The sequence below is a fragment of the Fictibacillus enclensis genome, assembly GCF_001457035.1.
GTDB classification, from domain to species: domain Bacteria; phylum Bacillota; class Bacilli; order Bacillales; family Fictibacillaceae; genus Fictibacillus_C; species Fictibacillus_C enclensis.
On the sequence record NZ_KQ758617.1, the window covers coordinates 354779 to 374807 of the forward strand.

Genomic DNA, 20029 nt, shown 5'->3' on the forward strand with positions numbered 1-20029 from the left:
TGATGAATCAACCGGTTGTTACCATTGTTGTTCCCTGCTATAACGAAGAAGAAGTCCTGGGTGAAACAACAAAGCAATTAACCTATTTGCTGGAAGATCTGGAAACAGAGAAATGGATTCATCCTCAAAGCAGAATCTTGTTTGTTGATGATGGGAGCAAAGACGGAACATGGGAATTGATTGAAAAAGAAAGTTTAGTGAATGGGTTTGTTACAGGATTGAAATTGTCCCGTAATGCCGGTCATCAGAATGCGTTGTTAGCCGGACTCATGGAGGCGAAGGAAATCTCCGACTGTGTGATATCGATTGATGCAGATTTGCAGGATGATATCCTGGTGATCCGTGATTTTATTTTAAAATATAAGGAAGGATGCGAAATTGTTTACGGCGTTCGTAAAAAACGGGACACTGATACCTTTTTCAAACGGGTAACCGCTAATGGATTTTACGGTTTCATGAATAAAATAGGCATTGATCTTATTCCCAACCATGCAGACTTCCGGCTGATGAGCAAACGGGCACTTGACGAGCTATGCCGCTATGAAGAAAGCAACCTCTTTTTAAGAGGGATTATTCCGCTGATTGGGATGAAAACAGCCAAAGTTTATTATGACCGGAAAGAACGCCTGGCAGGGGAGACGAAGTACCCGTTAAAAAAGATGCTGGCATTTGCTGCCGATGGAATCACCTCGTTCAGTATCACGCCCATTCGTTTTGTTACCGTGAGTGGCTTTATGGCGGTTTGTCTCAGTATGCTTACAGGAGCATACACATTGGTGCATAAAGTAATGGGGAATGCAGCAGCCGGATGGTCTTCACTAATGATCTCCATCTGGCTCATTGGCGGTCTGCAGCTGATGGGAATTGGGGTTATCGGTGAGTATATCGGGAAAATCTTTACTGAAGTAAAAAGGCGTCCGAAATATTCAATTGAAACAAGTCTCAATTTGAATAATGTAGGAAATCAACCGAAAGAAAGGGAAAAAAATGAACTACCAGTGGTTTCAAGATATTAATAATTTGTCCGTTTCTCATCCTGTATTGGATAGTTTTATGATTTTTTTAAGCCAAAAGGCGCTTTATCTCTATGCCCTTGTTCTTTTGGTCCTGTGGTTTACAAATGATTCATATAAAAGATTAGCAATCTATTCAGGAATAACTGGAATTTTGGGGCTGATCGCAAACTATATCATCACACTTTTTTATTATGAACCAAGGCCATTTGTCAGCCATCATGTGCATTTGCTGTTCAAACATGCGGCGGATGCTTCGTTTCCGAGTGACCATACCACAGGTGCGTTTGCTTTATCGTTTGCCGTATTCTTAAGCCACAAAAAGCTTGGAAGTGCAATGCTGGCGGTAGCGGCGTTAACAGGATTATCACGTGTTTGGACAGGACAGCATTATCCTTTTGATGTTGCTGGAAGTATAGTAGTCGCGGGAATCATCAGTATCCTTGTTTATCTGCTGTCCCCTGTTTTTGATCCGTTTGTAAACGTCATTCTTCGTAAATACAATCAAGTTCAATCTACAGTAAAGCAGGCCATTTGGAGCAAATAGCCTGCCGAATACCCTTTCCTTCCTATGGATGAATCGCTAAAATAGGAAAGAAAGGGTTTTTTTAGTATTCAAGAAAGGGAAATTAAGTGTAGGTAAAGATCAGAGCGGGTAGAATGAAAATGAAATCTATACATAACGCATGACACTTTTGATGAGAGAGAGGATCCAATGGGAAGGTTATTCAAATTATTAAAAAACGGTAACAAATCTGCTTTTTTGGCGGCGATTGTGAACACCATTATTGCGATTATAAAAGGCGGCACCTATATTTACACTGGGAACGTAGCCATGTTTGCTGAAACTATGCACAGCCTGGGGGATGCGGCCAATCAATTTTTTGTATTTATTGGTTCTGCATTAAGCAAAAGAGGTGCGACGAACCGCTTTCCAAATGGATTTGGCAGACTGGTTCATCTGGTTCTGCTTGGAGCCGTTATTATTGTAGGCATTATGTCTTTTGAAACGATCAAGGAAGGTTTTTCACATATTTTTCACCCGACAGAATCCACCGGTTTTGTGATAAATGTTGCCGTACTTTGTGCTGCTGTTGTGCTTGAGGGATTTGTTCTCTTTAAGGCCATGAGGGAGATTATGCATGACGTTGGCGACACAACAAGCGGTTTTGCGGTGTTCTTTAAAAGCTTCGGTCACCTGCCAAAAGCCAAACCGGCCACCAAGCTTGTCTTTATGGAAGATCTTGTTGCGACAGCGGGAGGGATCCTGGCAATCGTCGCCATCGTTATTTCCCATTTTACCCCCTTTCATCAGGCGGAAGGAATTGCTTCTATTATTATTGGTCTCATGATGTTCTTTGTTGTAGGCAAAGTGTTTCTCGATAATGCGGCAGGTGTCCTTGGGGAAGCCGATGAAGAGATGGAAGACAAAATCGGGGAACTCGTTTTGCGTGACCCTGAAGTAAAAGATGTGGTGGAAGTCGTAGTTATCAAAGAAGGTGAGGAACTCCACGTAGAGCTTGAAGTAGAAGTGGATCCTGCACTGACCGTTGCCCAGGCCGACGATATTAAAGATCGGCTGGAAGAAAAGATCCTGCAGGAAAAAGGCGTCACCGATGTCACCATCGAATTTGATGAAGATGACGGCGTACAGCGGTGGGAAAAGCAAAACCCTACAGAGAAATCGGAAGAATAAGCTTCATTTTATTAAAAACAAGGGAATTCCGCAGAGGAAATTCCCTTGTTTTATATGTTTACAGAGAAATACAGGCCATAAGCGGAAGTTACTGTCCAGAATCGTCAGGTACTGGCCGGTTTTAAACATTTACTGTCCGGCAGGCTTAAAACATGCCAGGCGGGTAGTAGTAAGGATAAAACACCTGTTGAGCTTGCTGTCCTTGTTGCTGTTGACCACCGGGCATACCGGGGAAAAGTCCAGGGAATTGAGGCATCTGCTGCTGTCCGCTCTGCCCCTGCTGTGATTGTCCGCCTTGCTGTCCTTGTTGCTGTTGACCACCGGGCATACCGGGGAAAAGTCCAGGGAATTGAGGCATCTGCTGCTGTCCGCTCTGCCCCTGCTGTGATTGTCCGCCTTGCTGTCCTTGTTGCTGTTGACCACCGGGCATACCGGGGAAAAGTCCAGGGAATTGAGGCATCTGCTGCTGCCCGCCCTGTCCCTGCTGTGATTGTCCGCCTTGCTGCCCCTGCTGCTGTCCCTGTTGCTGTTGACCGCCGGGCATACCGGGGAAGAGCCCAGGGAATTGAGGCATCTGTTGCTGCCCGCCCTGTCCCTGCTGTGATTGTCCGCCTTGCTGTCCCTGTTGCTGTTGACCGCCGGGCATACCGGGGAAGAGCCCAGGGAATTGAGGCATCTGCTGCTGCCCGCCCTGTCCCTGCTGTGATTGTCCGCCTTGCTGTCCCTGTTGCTGTTGACCACCAGGCATACCGGGGAAAAGCCCAGGAAGCTGAGGCATCTGCTGCTGCCCGCCCTGTCCCTGCGGGAGAAAGCCATGAAAACCAGGTGCCTGCTGGCCTCCGCCCTGGCCTGGGAGTTGAGGAAACATTCGTGGGTTCGAATGCTGCCCATAATATTCATTCATCCAAAAACCTCCTTATTTGCATACAAAATATCCTATTCTTCCTTGTCACACTTGGACACTGATTCCAAAGGCACAGAAGAAAACAGGGCATTGGTCTCAAGAAAGAAAGGGTTCAATTTACGAAAAGGGGGAATTTTCAGAAAGAGGGGAAATTTGTAAGGGGTTTGCACTAGTTAATAAAAGGGAGATGGCATTGTGAAGAAAATAGTAGCCAGTATGGTAATTGTTCTTTTGGCCTGGGGAATTTCCTTTTCTACCGCATCTGCCTCAGCACCCGGGTTTCATCATCCGTCAGACTGGGATAAAAACTCGATTTTACGTAAAGATGCCCGTGGTGTTGAAGTTAAAAACATGCAGTACATCATTAATGTTCTTCGATTTTACACTGACTCCTCCGTCATTGATTCGGATGGAATCTTCGGTCCGAAAACCGAAGCTGCCGTAAAAAAATATCAAAAAACGCATAACTTAATGGTTGACGGCGTTGTGGGTCCTAGAACGTGGGACAGCTTCTCTCAATTTATTGAAAAAAGAGGAACCAACACGTACGGAGCAGGCGGTTATATGGCGCTAAGGATTCATTGGAAGTACGACAGCAGCAATTTCTATGCCCCATCTAAGGCATACATTTATGGTAACGGCGATACATTAACCGATTCGTATCGCTTATATGCCAATTAAGGGAAGGGTACATCCCCGACATATTTTCCTTCACTTTAGAGATCTATGACTCTACAAGGTGTTATCTATAAAAAGAGCTCTTCTTTCCCATTCGAAGGAATGGCTCTTATTCTTTTTTTACTAGCGTGAGGGGCTTCACAATTTTTCAAATGTTCATGTAAGGTTTGCACGTTACATACCTCCAGTAAAACAATCTGCACGGTAATTGAAAGCTATGATGTCTCTATTTGTAGAGCGCCCATTTGGTGCTTTTACAAAAAATAGCCACCTCCAGCATCTCATGCTAAAGGCGGCTCAGTTCATTTCTCTTCCTCGTTTTCCGTTACAATTCCAAGTTCTTCTGCATCCTCAATCCGGTAACTGAGCAAAACGTACTGATAGGTACCAACTTTGTTCGCTTCTTCTTCAGAAGAATAAGAGCGTTCCGGCCAGTCATAGTCTTTTTTATCCTTTTTACCAAGTGCTTTCATGATGACAGGAAAGGATTCACGCCACTCTTTGGCGGTCATGCGGTCACTGGAGGAATTGATGGTAACATGATACGGCATTTCATTGCGTACTACGCCATGTTTCTTTTCTTCCCTCAGCTTGGCAAGCGATTTTTCATATAACTTCAATGCCGGTTCGATGAGCCGGTACGTAAGGGAAAGAGCGACTTCAGGCTGTTCAGCCTGGGCCTGCAGATCTCCACGGTATAATACATCATTCATATTGATAGTTTGATAATATTTTTCTACCAGATTCCCCAGTTGCTTTGTTTCAGCCACTTCCAAAAGCTCGGCATCCTCAAGCTTTTTTACATGGTAATAAAGCCTTGAAGGATGTTCGTTCAACTCAGCAGCCATCTGTTTAACGGTAATCGGCTGTTCGGAAGCGAGATGAAGGATTCTCAGGCGTCTTGGATCAGAAAACATTTTCATTAAATCGATTGACTGTGTTTTCCATTGTGCCACGTTGTATCCCACCTAAACATTGTGTTACTAAAAAGAATACCACAATTTAAGGGATGTACGTGATTAATCGATGGTGCGGATGGTTTTGCTTCTCCAAAGAACAGTGAGGACAAACACGGTAAGGGCAATGCTTGAGTACAAAATAATCATGTCGATTGGAAGTCCGCTAGAGAGCAGAGCAGAAACAAGGGCAAAGGAAAGCGGTATAAATCCCATGGAGGCAGTTGACATCAAACTCTGAACTCTTCCCATCATCCGTTTCTCTGTCATTTCCTGAACCAGAGAAGGAGCAATAATATTGGAAGTGGACAAGCAGACGCCGGCAAGTGACAAAAGAATAATTCCATGCCAAAGGGCGGTCATCTGGCTCAGAAAGATATTTAAGAAAGAAAGGACGGCAATCAGTGAAAGGCTGATGATTGGCCGTTTTCTTTTGATATTCAAGATCCCGGTAAGAAAGGCACCAGCGACCATTCCAAGAGCGAGCGAGCTTTCCAAATAGCTGAGAGACAGAACATCCCCTTTCAAATGCTGATCCACCATCAAAGGAAGACCGATATTCAGAGGCCCGACAAGAAGCAAATTAACGAAAATGGAGGTGGCCATGGTGAGCAGCAGGTAGGGTACTGTCTTGACGTAAACAATTCCTTCCTTAAGCTGCCGGAACACCGGTTCTTTCTGCTTATTGTCAGTTGATGGATGATCAGGATAACGGATTTGTCCGATTAGAATGCTGCTGCAGAAAAGTAAAACAGAAGTACAAACAAAGACACCGAAAAACGAGCCGAACTTAATCATAAAACCTGCAATGACCGGCCCAGTCAATAATGAAAGCTGATTGGTCGTTTGCACAAGAGAGTTGGCACGGACGATCTGTTCTTTTTTTACAAGGGTGGGAAGCATAGACTGGTTAGCCGGCCAGAAAAAAGCGTCGAGAACTCCAAAAAGAAGAGCAAAAACACCAAGGAGATAGAGGTTCATACTGCTGTTCAGGATGAGCAGGGCCAATCCAAGGACCAAAAGTCCCCTGGTTGAATTTGTGATCATAATCACGTGAGAACGTTTTAATCTGTCAGCCATTACTCCTCCAACCGACATGAGCAAAACGCGGGGTATGGTGGTTAGCATCATAATAATCCCAAGCTTGGAAGGAGCTTTTAGTGCCTGAAGAACAAACCATGTTTCTGAGATTAAGTAGATCGAGAAGGACAACCCTGTAAATGTACTGGCTATCCATAAAAATAAAAATTGCCGGTTGGAGAGAAGGCCTCCAAATTTATGTTTTCTTAACGTCTTTGGTTCATGTGCCAAACTGGTCCCCATCATAATTCTCCTTCCAATAAAAATAACATTTATCGTTAAAATTTATTTTAATGGTAAAAAACATTTTAGTGAAGGAAAATCGTTCGACAAAATTTAGAAAGGAATTCAGTGAGGGAACAGAGAAGTTGCTTTTGTAATGAAATACCAGAGAACAGAGGGAAAGCAAATGAAGAACTGGAAAACAATCATGGTCCCCACAGAGCGGGGCGTATTTGAAGTGTTCAGTAAGGGGAGGGGCGCGCCGCTTTGTGTGTCCCATCTTTATTCGGAATTCAATGAAACGGGAGACCGTTTTGCGGACATGTTCACAGAGTCGCATCAGGTATTTTTGATTAACTTAAGAGAAGCGGGAAGGTCTGAAAAGGCGCACGAACCGCATCAGCTAAGCATGATCGAAACGGTGCTTGATCTTGAAGCTGTAAGAGACGAACTCGGGTATCCGACATGGCATTTTGCCGGACATTCTACAGGGGGGATGCTAGGACTCGTGTATGGGATACGACATTCCAAATCCCTTGAATCCTTGATCATAGCCAGTGCTGCAGCAAGAGAGTATGCGTCCTCCTCCCCTTTTTGCATTTATCATCCAGACCATCCGAAATTTGAAAACATGCAGTCGCTAATCGAGCAGTTAAAAACAAATCTATCTGCGGAAGAAAGAAACGATATATCCAGGGAACGGGCAAAATTATCACTACATGAGCCTGGAAGACATGATGAGTATTTTGCAGGGGAAGTCCATAAATCCATGGCCGCGCGCCGGATGGAGTTTTTCTCAAGGGAGATTCTCCTTTTTGATGTAACAAGGCAGCTGCATAAAATCAGTACCCGAACGCTTATCGCATGCGGACAGCACGATGTTCAGTGTCCGATCGGTTTTTCTGAAGAAATGGCGGAACTTATTCCCGATGTGCAGCTGGCTGCTTTTGATAACAGCAATCATTATCCTTTTTTGGAGGAGAAAAAAGCCTTCCAAAACGTGATCAGCAAGTTCTATCAACAAATGACAGTGGGGGAAGACAGATGAAAGTGATTGACGGAACCCCTGAATATATTCTTATTGAACCGACAGAAGGGATGTTGGACATTAACGAGTGGAAAAAGGGCATCTCAACCATCATCCGAAAAGCTGAAAAAGGGAAAGTCAAAAGAGTAGGCGTAACGCTTCACCGTAACCGAGACCATTATGAATCTTGCTCCGATTACTTGATTTCTTCGGGTTTTGAGCATTATGCATCCAAAGTGAATGTATATCGGGACTTGAAAGAAATGGAAAGCTTTCATCCCTACACCTGGAGAACGCTTGAGGACAGGGGGACGACAGAGAAGGCGTTTATGGAGGTGTGGAGAATGTGCAGGCAGGGATCGGATAATGCAGCATCAACCTTGTCGATGGAGCAGCATCTTCAGTCAGTTAAGCAGGAGCTTGGCAGCGGATGGAAATATTCCTGCAGGATTTTTTATAAAGACCATCAGCCAATCGGAATCGCCATTCCCCATATTGAACCGGGTACAACAAATGAAGGGCGGTTGTTTTACTTTGGGGTCTTTCCCAGTGCCCGGTCAAAAGGAACAGGAAGCACACTGCACAGGCAGGTGCTGGGATGCCTAAAAGAAATGGGTGCAGAATATTATATCGGAAGCACTCATCTCAACAATGAAAAAATGCAACGCGTGTTTGAAAAAAACGGCTGTCACATACATGCCTATACGGAAAGCTATTATAAATATTTTTAAAAAACAGCCCTCCATAAAAGGTGGGCTGCTGTATGTTAGTCGGCAGGGTGGCTTTTTAACTGGATACCTTTGATTGTGTTCAGGGCAGCAAGGCCATTGCTTGGACAACCGCTTGACTGTTCCATCGGCATCAGAGAAAAGAATACATAATAAAACGAGAAGTACGGGAATTGGTAAAAGAAAAGATTCGCCTCGAAGATGTCTTTCTGTAAAGCCAAACAAAGCTGCCATCTCCCTTATCATGTTACATGTTTTAACTTTTTTCCTAAAATGGTTCATAGCAAACATGTTATTTCATCCATATGAAAAAAGCCCGGCAGAACAGCTGCCGGGCTTTTGCACATTTATTAACCTTGGAATAGTGCCGAATGAAGAACTTCATTGGCAGCCGAAATAATATTGAACATAAATGCGCCCCACCAAAGCATGCGGCCGCGGGAGGATACTTTGTTCCATCTTGCACCATTGCCATGCTCTTTAAAGTAAATAAGGGCTGCTACTGCCGTAATATTAAAGAAAATCATGCTCCACCGGGCAACAGCCATGTACGCCGGGCTGACCAATCCGCCAGCAAGAAGCAATCCGTTGATTAGAAACAGCATATAGAAAAATGGAAGACTTTTCATGTCATCACTCTCTCCAATTGATGATCAAATCCTCATTTATTCTATCATCCTTACCTTCAATTTGGAACGGGTTTGTGCAATGGTTAACAATGTTGACACAATTAATGGAGAGAGGGAGTATTTACCTTTTTTTCTGAGGAAGATTGATCACATCGGAAGAGGAAACCATGACCATAATGCTTCCACCGTATGCTTTTGCACGGATCAGGATGGGCTGATTATAACGGTTCTGAAAACGGAAGTCAGGACCGTACCAGCTTACCGTTGCATCCCGTCCTTTAGGAACATAGGGAACTCTGCGGGTATGGGAATACCGTTGAACAATGTGGAGTCCGGCACGGTCCACAGCATTAAAAAGGGTAGAAGAAACCTGGCAGATGCCGCCGCCTACTCCTTCCGACAGTTCGCCCCGGATAATCACCGGTGCACGCATATACCCTTTTTCCTTTGTTCGGTTTCCAACAACCCTATTAAAAGAAAAGGTTTCCCCGGGAAAAACAACATGATTATCAATGGCGTTGGCGGCCAATGAAATATTATGAATCCGTGAGGTATTGGAGCGGTTAAAGTAGGTCACATACTGGCCGAGGTGATTGGTTCTTATGTTTCCGAGCAGCTCACTATCCACTCGTGGATGGACCGTCAAGCTTGGAATTTCTATCTTTGAGGGTCCTTTACTAAAGAACTTTGCATAAAATTTTTCCTTGAATGCCTCCCGATAAAGCTTCGAACCATTTTGCCCAGAAGATATTCCACCAGTATCATTGATCCGTGCATTGATAGGCGGCCGGTACACCTGTCCTTCCAGCTTGTCCGTAAAGACCTTAAGCTTTTCGGTATCAAGAACAGGGGTCCCAGGAAGCGGCACCGTGAAATCCTTGCGCTGTATGATGGCGATTGTCTGGCCTTGCTGAACGAGTGAGATGCTGTCCGGCGTGTTGACAGGAACCGGCTGCACAAGCAGAAGCATACCCGTTAACCAAGAAAGTAACATAGTCGAAAACCTCCCACCAATTAGTATGATAAGGGCAACTTTTATTTATGTAAGAGATAAACAGAAGGAAGAAATTGAAAGTAGGAAAATTATCATTTTAAAAAGTTTTAATCTGTTTTTTCAGAAAGTTGTTGACATTCAAATGCATACCTGTTTTAATTACAAGTAATCCGATAAGGATTCCCTTTTATCAAAAACTACATACTCTATCTTATTAAGAGAGGTGGAGGGAATTGGCCCTATGAAACCTCGGCAGCGGACTCTTTTCAATTGAAGAGAACTGTGCCAAATCCAACAAGCCGCAAGCTTGGATGATAAGAGAAGCATGAACCGTACTTCTTCTTTACGTCCTTCTGGCACGTTGGAAGGAGTTTTTTTATGTTTTTTCTATAAAGGGAATTGAACTACTGTACAGATTCTCTAATAAAGTCGACCGGACAACCGGAGACCATTTTGTTTATTAAAATGGCTCCGGTTGTTTTTATTTTTAACAGCTTTATTTAAAAGAGGAGGATGGGGCGAGTGGCATTATTACAGGTCAATGAGGTTGAAAAAAGCTTTGAAACCGTCAATGGCAAGGTTAAAGCGCTGGAAAAAATCCAGCTTGATGTGGAGAAAGGGGAATTTATTACGGTAATCGGGCCGAGCGGGTGCGGGAAAAGCACCCTTTTAAAAATCGTGGCTGGGCTGGATATGGCCCATGAAGGTTCAGTTTTGCTGGATAACCGGAAAGTGACTGGACCGAGCATTGAAAAGGGATTTATTTTTCAGGAACCGCGGCTGTTTCCCTGGCTCACCGCTGAGAAAAATATAGCCGCCAATTTGCCAGTTAAGAACAAGGAGACAAAGGAAAGCGTAAAACAGCTCATCGAACTGGTCCGTTTGAAAGGGTTTGAAAACGCCTATCCAAAAGAGCTCTCCGGCGGGATGGCACAGCGGGTAGCCATTGCAAGAGCCCTTCTTCGAAATCCGAAGGTGCTACTGCTTGATGAACCGTTCGGAGCGCTTGATGCATTTACCCGCTCTCATATGCAAGAGGTCCTGCTCGATATTTGGCAGAACAACCGTACGACCATGCTTTTTGTAACCCATGATATTGACGAAGCGATCTACCTGGCGACCAGGGTTGTCATCATGAATCCAAGGCCGGGGACCATCCGGGAAGTGATTCCGGTTGACCTTCCATATCCGAGAAAGAAAACTGATGCGTCTTTTCAGGAAATCCGCCAGCGTGTGCTGAGTGAATTTGAAAAAGTAGAAGAACACCAGGCAGCAGCGATTTGATTTAAAAGGAGATGAAAAAATGAGCAATCAAACTGGAGTATTAACGCGATCAGGTGTTGAACACCCCCCATCGGTAAAAGAAACCACTGGTAAAAGAAATCGTAAAAAGTTACCTTTGTTCAATTGGATGCGGGGGCTTGCACTTCCTGTTCTTGTCGTTCTGATTTGGGAAGCAGCTGGTGCCTATGGATTGATTTCGGCTACATTGCTTCCAAGGCCCAGCGAAATCCTGGTGGCATTTAAAGATTTAATCGTTTCGGGCGAATTATACGCTCACTTTAAAATCAGTCTTTTCCGGGCGATTCTGGGATTCTTGCTCGGCGGCGGGCTGGGACTTCTTGCAGGGCTGGCTGTAGGTTTTTCAAGCAAAACCGAACTAACATTGGATCCCACGCTGCAGATGATCAGAACCATCCCCTCCTTGGCGGTGATCCCATTGTTTATCCTTTGGTTTGGCTTTGGCGAATTATCCAAAATCCTTCTCATTTCAAAAGCTGCCTTTTTCCCTTTGTATGTTAACGCGTTTCTTGGAATTCGAGGCGTGGATTCAAAACTGTTTGATGTTGCAAAAGTGCTCGAGTTCAGTAAATGGAAGCAGATTACAACGCTTATCCTGCCAGCCGCCTTGCCAAACATTCTTCTTGGCCTGAGGCTGTCATTAGGAGCCGCCTGGCTGGCATTGGTAGCGGCTGAGCTTATGGGTTCCAGTGAAGGGATCGGCTACTTGATCATGGATGCGCGCCAGTTTTCCCAGACGTCCATTGTTTTTGTAGGGATTATTATTTTCGCTGTATTTGGCAAAGCATCGGATTCATTGGTGAGATATTTCGAGAAGAGACTTCTGAAATGGCGTGACAGCTTTATCGGATGATTTGAAAAATAGTGATGGAGGTGCTTTAACATGGTTCAAACAAAAAGACAGCTGCATCTTAATTTATTCCTGACAGGAATGGGACATCATGAGGCTTCCTGGAGACATCCCGGTTCAGAAACAGGCAATAACCTAAAGCTTTCCCATTATGTAAAATTTGCTAAAAAAGCAGAGGAAGCCAAATTCGATTCATTATTTCTGGCAGATCGATATGCGGTATCACGACAAGGCGCTAAATACGGTCTGCAGGGAGGCATCGAACCGCTTACACTGCTGTCTGCCCTCGCCGCTGTAACAGAAAACATTGGATTAATCGCCACAGTTTCAACCAGCTTTAATGAACCTTATAACGTGGCCAGACGATTTGCTTCACTCGATCATATCAGCAATGGCAGGGCGGGATGGAATATCATCACCTCTGGAACAGATGGAGAAGCCCAGAATTTCCATTTCAAAAAGATTCCTTCCCATGGTCTCCGATATGAAAAGGCCCGTGAGTTTCTGGAAGTCACAAGCAAGTTATGGGACAGCTGGGAGGATGACGCAATAATTGCAGATCAGGAAGCAGGAATTTTTGCGGATGATCAAAAAGTTCATGAAATCCACCATAAGGGGAAATTTTTCGCTGTTCGCGGCCCGCTGAATATCCCTCGTTCGCCACAAGGAAGGCCGGTCCTTGTCCAGGCAGGATCTTCAGCCGATGGGATTGATTTTGCAGGACAGTATGCCGAGGTAGTGTTCACAGCCCAGCAAACATTGGAGGATGCACAGCGCTTTTACCAGGAAATAAAAGCCCGTGCCACTGCATTTGGACGGTCGCCTGAATCGGTCAAGGTCCTGCCGGGAATATGCCCGATCATAGGAAAAACAGAAGAAGAGGCCAGAGAAAAAGAAGCACAGCTTCATCATTATACCAATACAGAGTTCAGTCTTCATCAACTGTCAAACCGAGTCGGCGTGGATCTATCAGCCTATCCGCTGGATGGACCGCTGCCTCCGCTTCCTGCAACGGATGGGCATCAAAGCAGAACAAAGCTGATTCAGGAGCTCGCACTTCGTGAAAATCTTTCGATCAAACAGCTTCTGCTTCGTCTGGCTGGTGGAAGGGGCCACTACACCATTGCGGGCACACCAACCCAAGTCGCCGATCTATTGGAGAAATGGTTCGAAAACAAAGCAGCAGACGGATTTAATATTATGCCGCAATTAATGAGAGAAGGGCTTGATGACTTTATCACCTATGTCATTCCGATCCTTCAGGAAAGAGGTTTGTTTCGAAAAGAATACGCCGGAACACTCTTAAGGGAACACCTCGGGCTGAAACGGCCGGATACAGATACGATCAATCTTTCGGCACATGCATGACAAAAAGTGGGATAGGGAGAGGAGAAAAAAGAATGAAACTCAAAAAGAAAACGATAGCAGCAGGACTTATGGCGCTTTTAACGATGATGATTGTGCTTTCAGGATGCAGCAGTGAGAAAAAAACGAACGCCGAACAAAAAGGGGATGTAACGGTTAATATCGGTGTGCAGGGCAGTACGGGGGTACTGCCTTATGCAAGGGAGACCAAAGCCTTTGAGAAAGCCTTTGAAAAAGAGGGTGTGAAAGTCAAATGGAGCGAGTTTGCGAGCGGACCGCCGCACTTTGAAGCACTGGCTTCCGGACGGCTGGACTTTGGTGCCACAGGTGGAACCCCATTGATCGCCGGACAGTCGGGCAATGTGGATTTTAAAGCGATCGCCGTAACCACGGATGGAAAAAAGGGAAATTCGATCATCATTCCTAAAGGAAGCAAAATCAAAGAGCTAAAGGATTTAAAAGGCAAGAAGATAGCCGTCGCGAAAGGAAGCAGCGCCTATAATTTCCTTTATATGGCACTCGACCAGGCGGGACTGTCCGACAAAGATATTAAAGTTGTTCAGCTGCAGCCCGATGAAGCACGACCCGCGCTTGATAATGGTTCAGTCGATGCCTGGTCCACTTGGGAACCTTATGCCACAACAGCCATTTTTCAAACGGGCGCAAAATCCCTGGCTGACGGAGAGGACCTGAATATTAATGCGCCGAGCTTTCTTGTTGCCAGAACCCAATTTACAAAAGACCACCCGGACTTAACGGTGTTGTTTTTGAAAACCTATGAGAGAGTTATGAAGCAATTTATTGATCATCCGGACAAAGTATCTTCCGATATTGCCAAAAAGGAAAAACTTGACCCCAAGATCGTCAGTACCGTTTTAAAGCGGTCAAACTTAATCCTTTCTCCAACAACTCCGGAGTTTGCGAAAGCCCATCAGGAACAGGCAGATTTCCTTTATAAAGCAGGAGGGATAAAGACAAAGCTTGATACTTCAAAAGTCATTGAAAACAAGTTTATTGAAAAAGCGTTAGAGAATAAATAACCACAACAGTTATCGGAGGGATAAAAATGGGTGAAGCATCATTAAAAGAATGGCATAAACCACAAAATTTTTTAGCGTCAGCTACCAAAGAACAGCTGTATCTTGTCAATTTGACCGACCTGGAGTTCAGCGGGGTCTGCAGAGAACGGTACGGTGTGAATAAAGGGCTGTATAACACGATAGAGGACTACTTTTCAAAGCAGGGAATCCGCAATATCCTCTACAGGAGGCTGTATATACTGGAATTTTTAAATGATGTCCAAAGCAGGTATACCGAAGGCAAACGTTCGCATCTGACATTTGGCACAGGAGGGCTTGCCAGAGCGCTGCAAACCTTTTTTATCAACAGGCAAAGAAATGCTTCACTAAAACCACTGAAGAAAAAGGAGGAGTTGTAATGGCTGATATTGTTACGATTTCAGGAAGTCCATCGGTAACGTCAAGGACGGGGATTGTCCTTCACCATTTAAGTGAGCTGGCGCATAATGCGGGCTTGGAAACTGAATCCTATTCAGTGCTGGATATTCCTCCGGAGGATCTGGTGCTGGGGAACTTTAACAGCCCGGCCCTTAAGGCAATAGAAAAGAGTGTAAAGCAGGCAAAAGCGGTGATTATCGGAACACCGGTTTATAAGGCCGCCTATTCCGGAGTTCTCAAATCCCTTTTGGATTTGCTGCCGCGTGACATTCTTTCCGGCAAAAGCGTGCTGCCTATCGCCACCGGCGGGTCGGCTGCCCATTTGCTCAGCATTGATTATGCGCTTAAACCGGTTCTGTATGCAATCGGTGCAAGAAACATATTAAACGGTGTCTATTTAATCGATCAGCAGCTGCAACACAACATTGGGTCAGATGTCAGATTTGATCCCGAAATCGAAAACCGGCTCTTTGTGTCGCTGAATGAGCTGATTGATGAGGTCAAGAAAGACATCTATATTAGAGAATTGGAACTCGATCCCGCTAAAGGCAGGGGGACAGGTGCATGAACGTTTACTGGTTTTTGCCCACACATGGAGACAGCAGGTATTTAGGAACATCAAAGGGAGGGAGGCCGATTACGCTTTCCTATCTCCGCCAGATTGCGCAAGCAGTGGATGGCCTGGGATTTAAGGGGGCGCTTCTTCCTACCGGACATTCATGCGAAGATGCCTGGATCACCGCCTCTTCATTAATACAGGCAACAGATAAAATGAAGTTTCTGGTGGCTGTAAGACCAGGATTGATTTCTCCTTCATTGGCAGCCCGGATGACTTCTACGTTTGACAGATTATCAAATGGCAGACTATTGATCAACGTGGTGACAGGCGGTGATCCGGTGGAGCTTGCAGGCGACGGGCTCCATTTGTCCCATAGCGACCGCTACCGGCTGACCGATGAGTTTCTGGAGGTCTGGAGAAAAGAGCTGGCTGGTGAAAAGGTCGACTTTGAGGGGGAACATCTGAAAATTAAAGGAGCCAAGGTGTTACTGCCTTCGCAGCAAAAACCATATCCCCCGCTTTATTTTGGCGGTTCATCGGATGCGGCGCTGGAAGTAGCGGCTAAGCATATTGATGTCTATCTGACATGGGGCGAGCCTCCTGAGCAGGTGAAAGAGAAGGTTGAGAGAGTCAGAAAACTCGCAGCAGCTCAGGGCAGGACTGTCAGCTTCGGAATCCGTCTTCATGTCATTGTAAGAGAAACTGTGGAAGAAGCCTGGGCAGCTGCAGACTCATTGATTCAATATGTGGATGAGGAAACGATTGCCGCCTCGCAAAAAATATTTTCAAGGTATGATTCCGTAGGGCAAAAGCGAATGGCATCGCTTCATAACGGAAAAATTGAATCTCTGGAGATTAGCCCCAATCTCTGGGCCGGAATCGGTCTGGTTCGGGGAGGAGCAGGTACCGCCCTTGTCGGTGATCCGGATACTGTTGCCGAACGAATGAAAGAATACCAGTCCCTTGGTATCGATCATTTCATTTTTTCCGGATACCCTCATTTGGAAGAAGCCTATCGGGTAGCGGAACTGCTGTTTCCCAGATTGCCTCTCAACCATGGAGAACAACAAGAAAACACCGCTGCTCACCCGGTTGGAGAATTTGTCGCCAACACTTATTTGCCGTTAAAAAGCAAAGCAGAATGACAAGTTAGATAAGCAGAAACAGAACTCAGACAAAAACTCATATTCTTTATGAGTTTTTGCTGCTTACATAAACATGACAACGTTTTTTAATTAATATTGACTTGGAAGGTCTATTTCTATATATTATTTTTAATCATTTAAATTTTCTGTCTCCTAAGGTATCACAACCTCTTCCTATTCGCAAAAAGCTGTAGGAAGAGGTTTTTATTCAAAAATAAATCCGAGTAAACCGATAAGAGATAAACAATAACGTAAACTGCCCATTGGAAAACCGAAGGCACCCTGTCCAAACCAATACATGATTGGAAATGAAGAAGGGAGTAGGTTTTGATGTCAGCATTATTGATTGTAGGCGGAGATCATCTTGGCAAAATAAAAAAGAGGCTCGAGCACGAAGGTGTAGAGGAAATTATACATGTAAGCGGGAGAAAGGCAAGAATGTCACAAAAGGAAATACCAAGCCATGTGGATCTTGTGTTGGTACTGACGGACTATATTAATCATGAATTTTCGACGGCCATCAAGAAAAAAGCGAATAAGCAAGCAATTCCGGTATGCTATTCGAAACGAGCATGGTGTTCGATCCATCAGTCTCTCGAGAAAGCCGATCTTCTTAAACATAAAAAAAAGACTAGAATAAAAATAGCCTGCCAATAAGGCAGGCTGTTAGTCAGTTGAATCTATTTTCACAATCTCAAGCTGGAAGGGGACACATTCTTCCAGCTGTTCTTTGATACGCTCTGCTTCTTCCCAGGATAAAGGCTCATCGCTGTCCGGCAGTGTATCAAGACTGAACGTCCAGCGTCCGCTGGTTTCGATAATTTTATACTCTTTCATTGAATTTTCCCCTTTCTATTTTATAATTCAGTCCGTAAACTAATAATGGGTCTATGTATTATTTCTACATACCCTCTTTATTCCCCTTTTAGTATTGATTTGAAAGATTTGTCATAAGGGGATAATATTAGTTTATATTACATATACATCAATGATGCATCTCGATGGGAAACTCTGGGGATGGGGAGGATGTATATGGCTGTCAGACCACCAATTCTGCAAAGAGGGGACACCATCGGAATTGTGACGCTTGGAAGCCCGTTGGAGCCTGCAAGAATAAATGAAGGCATAAAAACCCTTCGGGGCCTTGGATTCAATACAGTGCTTGGCAAAAACGTGTATACGAGCACGGGCTTTTTGGCAGGAACCGACCAGCAGCGAGCTGCTGATTTGATGGCGATGTTTTCCAATAAAAACGTGAAAATGATTCTCCCTACACGTGGAGGGGTGGGAGTAGCGGGGATCCTTCCGTATTTGAACTTTAATGTCATTCGTCAAAATCCCAAGATTGTATCTGGATACAGCGATATCACGATCCTGCTCAATGTTCTGTACCAGTACGCGGATTTGATTTCTTTCCAAAGCCTGTTGCTCCTCGACTTTAATCTGGAAACTCCGCCATATAATTATAATCAGTTTTTTTTGGCAACCTCCACCTTTCAATCTCCCCGGCAGATTATAAATCCCCCTGGTATCCCTCAAATCAGCCGAGTGCGCGGAAATGTGACCGGAGAGGTGGTTGGGGGCAATCTGACTTCGTTTGTTGATAATTTGGGAACACCCTTTGAGATTGATACAACAGGGAAGATTCTAATCATTGAAGAAACTCATGAGCCGATCAATACCGTTTACCGGTATTTGAACCACCTTAAAATCGCCGGTAAATTTGCAGATTGTGCGGGAATTGTGATGGGGGAATGCACCTCATGTGAACCTGCTTATGGAGTCACCTATGAGCAGTTAATCCGAGAGGTAATGATTCCCCTTGGAAAGCCTCTCATGACTAATGTAACAACCGCCCATGGTTACTATAAAGCAGCGATTCCGATTGGTGCCAGAGCCAATCTGGATACGGTGAACAACAGGTTTACCATTCTTGAGCCTTCAGTTGGCAATGCGTAAAGAAAAAACCAACCGCTGATACCGTTAAAATCAACGGTATCAGCGGTTGGTTTTTAGTTTTGGGAGCCATTCCTTAAGGTCCCATATGTTGAAAATCTTTTTCATGCCCGGTTGATTTGGCGATTTCATAAAGGAGGTTGTTAAATTTTTCGCAATCAAGTCCAAATAGAAAATCCTTTTCATACCCTTTAGTCGTATAAACTGCAAATTCCCATATCGCATCATAATCTCTTGGATTGGCTGATTTAGCAATCAAATCAAGCACATTTAAAATTTGGATTCCGACAATCACGTTATCCTCGGAATAATGACGGATGTATCCAAGGCCGTTATACAGATAATAGCTAAAATCTTTTTCTTGAAGAATGACGCGTAAGTGTCCGTCCACATCCACCAGATAAGGATTCAGATTACCTACACAGGAAATGTAGGATAGCAGTTCTCCAAGTTGATTGATGGCATTAGAGGCAGTCTTTGGGTCATAATTTCCTACAGAACGGATGGCAACCTCAACCAGTTTATTAATGCTAAACTCCATGTCCTGCACTTCCGTCTGCCGTTTTCCAAAGCTGAAAAGTGCCAAATATTTGGGTATGTCAATCTCCGCATCTTCTTTCGACCAGTATGAAAGAATGGGGGTGGAGCTAAAAACATAATCTCCAATGGTATATTCCAGTTTGATGATGATGTCATCTTTTTTTGCTTCTTCCATGATTTCAACAAAGTCAATCAACTGTATATAACCGGATCTGTTAGATGAGATCTGCTTTCCTTCCCGTTTTGTCAGCCGTTCAACATATTCCTTAAGTGGCGCTGTATCTTTTACCTTATAAGGATCAATCTCATTCTGAAGCGACCCCTTCACGATGGACATGGATTCTTTTTTCATTTCGTATGTCATTTTGTTCACCTGAAGCCAGGCTACTGCATGATTGATGAAAAAGATAAACGTTCCCATGGACAAGGAGGCGAGTAGAACCGCCACCAGCGGGACGGTGAAAAAGTGATGAGCAAAGTGTTTGTTTAAAACCAGAAAGGAAAACAGCATGTAGAAAAAGCTGCCCGTGAATATTCCCAGGATCCGTTGTGTAGCTTTGCTCGCTATAAAGTTTTTTAATATCCTCGGTGAAAATTGGCCGGAAAAGGTTGTAAATACGACAAGAATCAAGTTGAAGGTAAATGTAGTCAATGTCAGGGTTGCAGCAGTTAGTGTACTGACCAGTGCTTGTGTAAGATCATAATCTACTGCGAAGACATCCCACATTCTTTCGCCAGTTTGAAATTTATAATCTGCCGTGTAGGAAAGGGCGAGCAATACAAACGAGAAGACGATATACAAAACGGGTGTGAACCATAAGTTCGTCTGGAGCTGGTGGGACAATTCCCTCTCTGAAAGCTGGGTGTATCTTCTTAAGTATTTATCAAGTAACCTGAACCTTGCCATTCAACACACTCCTACGGGAAA

23 protein-coding genes and 1 riboswitch are annotated in these 20029 nt (G+C 44.5%); of the genes, 16 read left to right on the forward strand and 7 right to left on the reverse strand.

The genetic code is table 11. The features are described 5' to 3' along the window. Positions 1–2: 2 nt before the first annotated feature. From AS030_RS01905 to AS030_RS01925, 5 genes are all read left to right on the forward strand, one after another. The gene (locus AS030_RS01905) at positions 3–1016 is read left to right on the forward strand and encodes a glycosyltransferase family 2 protein (protein ID WP_061967777.1); all 1014 of its coding nucleotides are present in this window, start codon (positions 3–5) and stop codon (positions 1014–1016) included. Continuing rightward, positions 988–1560: an undecaprenyl-diphosphatase gene (locus AS030_RS01910; RefSeq protein ID WP_061967780.1), complete on the forward strand. Its 573-nt coding sequence runs from the start codon at positions 988–990 to the stop codon at positions 1558–1560. The genes AS030_RS01905 and AS030_RS01910 overlap by 29 nt, the downstream gene beginning before the upstream one ends. A 168-nt stretch (positions 1561–1728) precedes the next feature. Next, on the forward strand, positions 1729–2709 hold the full coding sequence (locus tag AS030_RS01915; protein ID WP_061967782.1) for a cation diffusion facilitator family transporter: 981 nt from the start codon (positions 1729–1731) through the stop codon (positions 2707–2709). A 282-nt stretch (positions 2710–2991) separates the two neighbouring features. Next, complete coding sequence (locus AS030_RS23370; protein WP_156412546.1) at positions 2992–3675, forward strand: hypothetical protein; 684 nt, start codon at positions 2992–2994, stop codon at positions 3673–3675. A gap of 133 nt (positions 3676–3808) precedes the next feature. Then, complete coding sequence (locus AS030_RS01925) at positions 3809–4294, forward strand: peptidoglycan-binding domain-containing protein (RefSeq protein ID WP_061967786.1); 486 nt, start codon at positions 3809–3811, stop codon at positions 4292–4294. A gap of 299 nt (positions 4295–4593) precedes the next feature. On the opposite strand, the gene AS030_RS01930 is transcribed toward AS030_RS01925, so the two are convergent. Next, positions 4594–5247 carry a winged helix-turn-helix domain-containing protein gene (locus AS030_RS01930; RefSeq protein ID WP_061967788.1) on the reverse strand — a complete coding sequence of 218 codons (654 nt, stop codon included), beginning with the start codon at positions 5245–5247 and terminating at the stop codon, positions 4594–4596. A gap of 63 nt (positions 5248–5310) precedes the next feature. Further along, entirely contained in the window at positions 5311–6573 is a 1263-nt protein-coding gene (locus AS030_RS01935; protein WP_082635670.1) for an MFS transporter, read from the reverse strand. A gap of 163 nt (positions 6574–6736) precedes the next feature. Here AS030_RS01935 and AS030_RS01940 point away from each other — a divergent pair, with 163 nt between their 5' ends. Both AS030_RS01940 and AS030_RS01945 read left to right on the forward strand, forming a co-directional pair. Beyond that, positions 6737–7597, forward strand: coding sequence for an alpha/beta fold hydrolase (locus tag AS030_RS01940; protein WP_061971431.1), 861 nt, complete (start codon positions 6737–6739; stop codon positions 7595–7597). Further along, on the forward strand, positions 7594–8307 hold the full coding sequence (locus AS030_RS01945) for a GNAT family N-acetyltransferase (RefSeq protein ID WP_061967793.1): 714 nt from the start codon (positions 7594–7596) through the stop codon (positions 8305–8307). Before AS030_RS01940 ends, AS030_RS01945 begins: the two co-directional genes overlap by 4 nt. A 35-nt stretch (positions 8308–8342) precedes the next feature. On the opposite strand, the gene AS030_RS01950 is transcribed toward AS030_RS01945, so the two are convergent. The 3 genes from AS030_RS01950 to AS030_RS01960 form a co-directional block, all read right to left on the reverse strand. Further along, positions 8343–8525, reverse strand: coding sequence for a hypothetical protein (locus tag AS030_RS01950; RefSeq protein WP_061967795.1), 183 nt, complete (start codon positions 8523–8525; stop codon positions 8343–8345). Positions 8526–8654: 129 nt separating this feature from the next. Then, positions 8655–8933, reverse strand: a complete 279-nt coding sequence (locus tag AS030_RS01955) for a hypothetical protein (protein WP_061967797.1) — start codon at positions 8931–8933, stop codon at positions 8655–8657. Positions 8934–9054: 121 nt separating this feature from the next. Continuing rightward, entirely contained in the window at positions 9055–9927 is an 873-nt protein-coding gene (locus tag AS030_RS01960; protein WP_061967799.1) for a VanW family protein, read from the reverse strand. A gap of 208 nt (positions 9928–10135) precedes the next feature. Further along, positions 10136–10248, forward strand: a riboswitch (SAM riboswitch). A gap of 192 nt (positions 10249–10440) precedes the next feature. Here AS030_RS01960 and AS030_RS01965 point away from each other — a divergent pair. The 8 genes from AS030_RS01965 (at position 10441) to AS030_RS02000 (ending at position 17262) form a co-directional block, all read left to right on the forward strand. Further along, positions 10441–11211 (forward strand): ABC transporter ATP-binding protein, encoded by a 771-nt coding sequence (locus tag AS030_RS01965; RefSeq protein WP_061967802.1) that lies wholly within the window; start codon positions 10441–10443, stop codon positions 11209–11211. Positions 11212–11230: 19 nt separating this feature from the next. Then, positions 11231–12082, forward strand: a complete 852-nt coding sequence (locus tag AS030_RS01970) for an ABC transporter permease (protein WP_061967804.1) — start codon at positions 11231–11233, stop codon at positions 12080–12082. A gap of 30 nt (positions 12083–12112) precedes the next feature. Then, entirely contained in the window at positions 12113–13447 is a 1335-nt protein-coding gene (locus AS030_RS01975) for an LLM class flavin-dependent oxidoreductase (RefSeq protein ID WP_061967807.1), read from the forward strand. A 32-nt stretch (positions 13448–13479) separates the two neighbouring features. Further along, positions 13480–14484, forward strand: coding sequence for an aliphatic sulfonate ABC transporter substrate-binding protein (locus AS030_RS01980; RefSeq protein ID WP_061967810.1), 1005 nt, complete (start codon positions 13480–13482; stop codon positions 14482–14484). A 26-nt stretch (positions 14485–14510) separates the two neighbouring features. After that, positions 14511–14882 (forward strand): hypothetical protein, encoded by a 372-nt coding sequence (locus AS030_RS23375; RefSeq protein ID WP_141687007.1) that lies wholly within the window; start codon positions 14511–14513, stop codon positions 14880–14882. Continuing rightward, positions 14882–15469: an NADPH-dependent FMN reductase gene (gene ssuE, locus AS030_RS01990; RefSeq protein ID WP_061967812.1), complete on the forward strand. Its 588-nt coding sequence runs from the start codon at positions 14882–14884 to the stop codon at positions 15467–15469. The genes AS030_RS23375 and ssuE overlap by 1 nt, the downstream gene beginning before the upstream one ends. Continuing rightward, positions 15466–16605: an FMNH2-dependent alkanesulfonate monooxygenase gene (ssuD, locus tag AS030_RS01995; RefSeq protein ID WP_061967815.1), complete on the forward strand. Its 1140-nt coding sequence runs from the start codon at positions 15466–15468 to the stop codon at positions 16603–16605. The genes ssuE and ssuD overlap by 4 nt, the downstream gene beginning before the upstream one ends. Before the next feature lie 330 nt (positions 16606–16935). Next, the gene (locus AS030_RS02000) at positions 16936–17262 is read left to right on the forward strand and encodes a DUF2325 domain-containing protein (RefSeq protein WP_061967818.1); all 327 of its coding nucleotides are present in this window, start codon (positions 16936–16938) and stop codon (positions 17260–17262) included. A gap of 9 nt (positions 17263–17271) precedes the next feature. Here the strand turns inward: AS030_RS02000 and AS030_RS23380 are convergent, their stop codons facing one another. After that, positions 17272–17442, reverse strand: coding sequence for a hypothetical protein (locus tag AS030_RS23380; protein WP_156412547.1), 171 nt, complete (start codon positions 17440–17442; stop codon positions 17272–17274). A 195-nt stretch (positions 17443–17637) separates the two neighbouring features. Between AS030_RS23380 and AS030_RS02005 the strand changes: the two genes are divergently transcribed. Next, entirely contained in the window at positions 17638–18564 is a 927-nt protein-coding gene (locus AS030_RS02005; RefSeq protein ID WP_061967820.1) for a S66 peptidase family protein, read from the forward strand. 73 nt (positions 18565–18637) lie between these two features. Here the strand turns inward: AS030_RS02005 and AS030_RS02010 are convergent, their stop codons facing one another. After that, complete coding sequence (locus AS030_RS02010) at positions 18638–20008, reverse strand: DUF2254 domain-containing protein (protein ID WP_061967822.1); 1371 nt, start codon at positions 20006–20008, stop codon at positions 18638–18640. Positions 20009–20029: the final 21 nt, after the last annotated feature.

What these genes read in the sequence shown, in the direction of transcription:
- AS030_RS01915 (WP_061967782.1), top strand. Translation starts at nt 1,729, where the DNA reads ATGGGAAGGTTATTCAAATTATTAAAAAACGGTAACAAATCTGCTTTT.
- AS030_RS01955 (WP_061967797.1), bottom strand. Translation starts at nt 8,933, where the DNA reads ATGAAAAGTCTTCCATTTTTCTATATGCTGTTTCTAATCAACGGATTG.
- AS030_RS02010 (WP_061967822.1), bottom strand. Translation starts at nt 20,008, where the DNA reads ATGGCAAGGTTCAGGTTACTTGATAAATACTTAAGAAGATACACCCAG.
- AS030_RS01960 (WP_061967799.1), bottom strand. Translation starts at nt 9,927, where the DNA reads ATGTTACTTTCTTGGTTAACGGGTATGCTTCTGCTTGTGCAGCCGGTT.
- AS030_RS01935 (WP_082635670.1), bottom strand. Translation starts at nt 6,573, where the DNA reads ATGATGGGGACCAGTTTGGCACATGAACCAAAGACGTTAAGAAAACAT.
- AS030_RS01975 (WP_061967807.1), top strand. Translation starts at nt 12,113, where the DNA reads ATGGTTCAAACAAAAAGACAGCTGCATCTTAATTTATTCCTGACAGGA.
- ssuE (WP_061967812.1), top strand. Translation starts at nt 14,882, where the DNA reads ATGGCTGATATTGTTACGATTTCAGGAAGTCCATCGGTAACGTCAAGG.
- AS030_RS23375 (WP_141687007.1), top strand. Translation starts at nt 14,511, where the DNA reads ATGGGTGAAGCATCATTAAAAGAATGGCATAAACCACAAAATTTTTTA.
- AS030_RS01910 (WP_061967780.1), top strand. Translation starts at nt 988, where the DNA reads ATGAACTACCAGTGGTTTCAAGATATTAATAATTTGTCCGTTTCTCAT.
- AS030_RS01970 (WP_061967804.1), top strand. Translation starts at nt 11,231, where the DNA reads ATGAGCAATCAAACTGGAGTATTAACGCGATCAGGTGTTGAACACCCC.
- AS030_RS02000 (WP_061967818.1), top strand. Translation starts at nt 16,936, where the DNA reads ATGTCAGCATTATTGATTGTAGGCGGAGATCATCTTGGCAAAATAAAA.
- AS030_RS01980 (WP_061967810.1), top strand. Translation starts at nt 13,480, where the DNA reads ATGAAACTCAAAAAGAAAACGATAGCAGCAGGACTTATGGCGCTTTTA.
- AS030_RS01965 (WP_061967802.1), top strand. Translation starts at nt 10,441, where the DNA reads ATGGGGCGAGTGGCATTATTACAGGTCAATGAGGTTGAAAAAAGCTTT.
- AS030_RS23380 (WP_156412547.1), bottom strand. Translation starts at nt 17,442, where the DNA reads ATGAAAGAGTATAAAATTATCGAAACCAGCGGACGCTGGACGTTCAGT.
- AS030_RS01945 (WP_061967793.1), top strand. Translation starts at nt 7,594, where the DNA reads ATGAAAGTGATTGACGGAACCCCTGAATATATTCTTATTGAACCGACA.
- ssuD (WP_061967815.1), top strand. Translation starts at nt 15,466, where the DNA reads ATGAACGTTTACTGGTTTTTGCCCACACATGGAGACAGCAGGTATTTA.
- AS030_RS01905 (WP_061967777.1), top strand. Translation starts at nt 3, where the DNA reads ATGAATCAACCGGTTGTTACCATTGTTGTTCCCTGCTATAACGAAGAA.
- AS030_RS02005 (WP_061967820.1), top strand. Translation starts at nt 17,638, where the DNA reads ATGGCTGTCAGACCACCAATTCTGCAAAGAGGGGACACCATCGGAATT.
- AS030_RS01940 (WP_061971431.1), top strand. Translation starts at nt 6,737, where the DNA reads ATGAAGAACTGGAAAACAATCATGGTCCCCACAGAGCGGGGCGTATTT.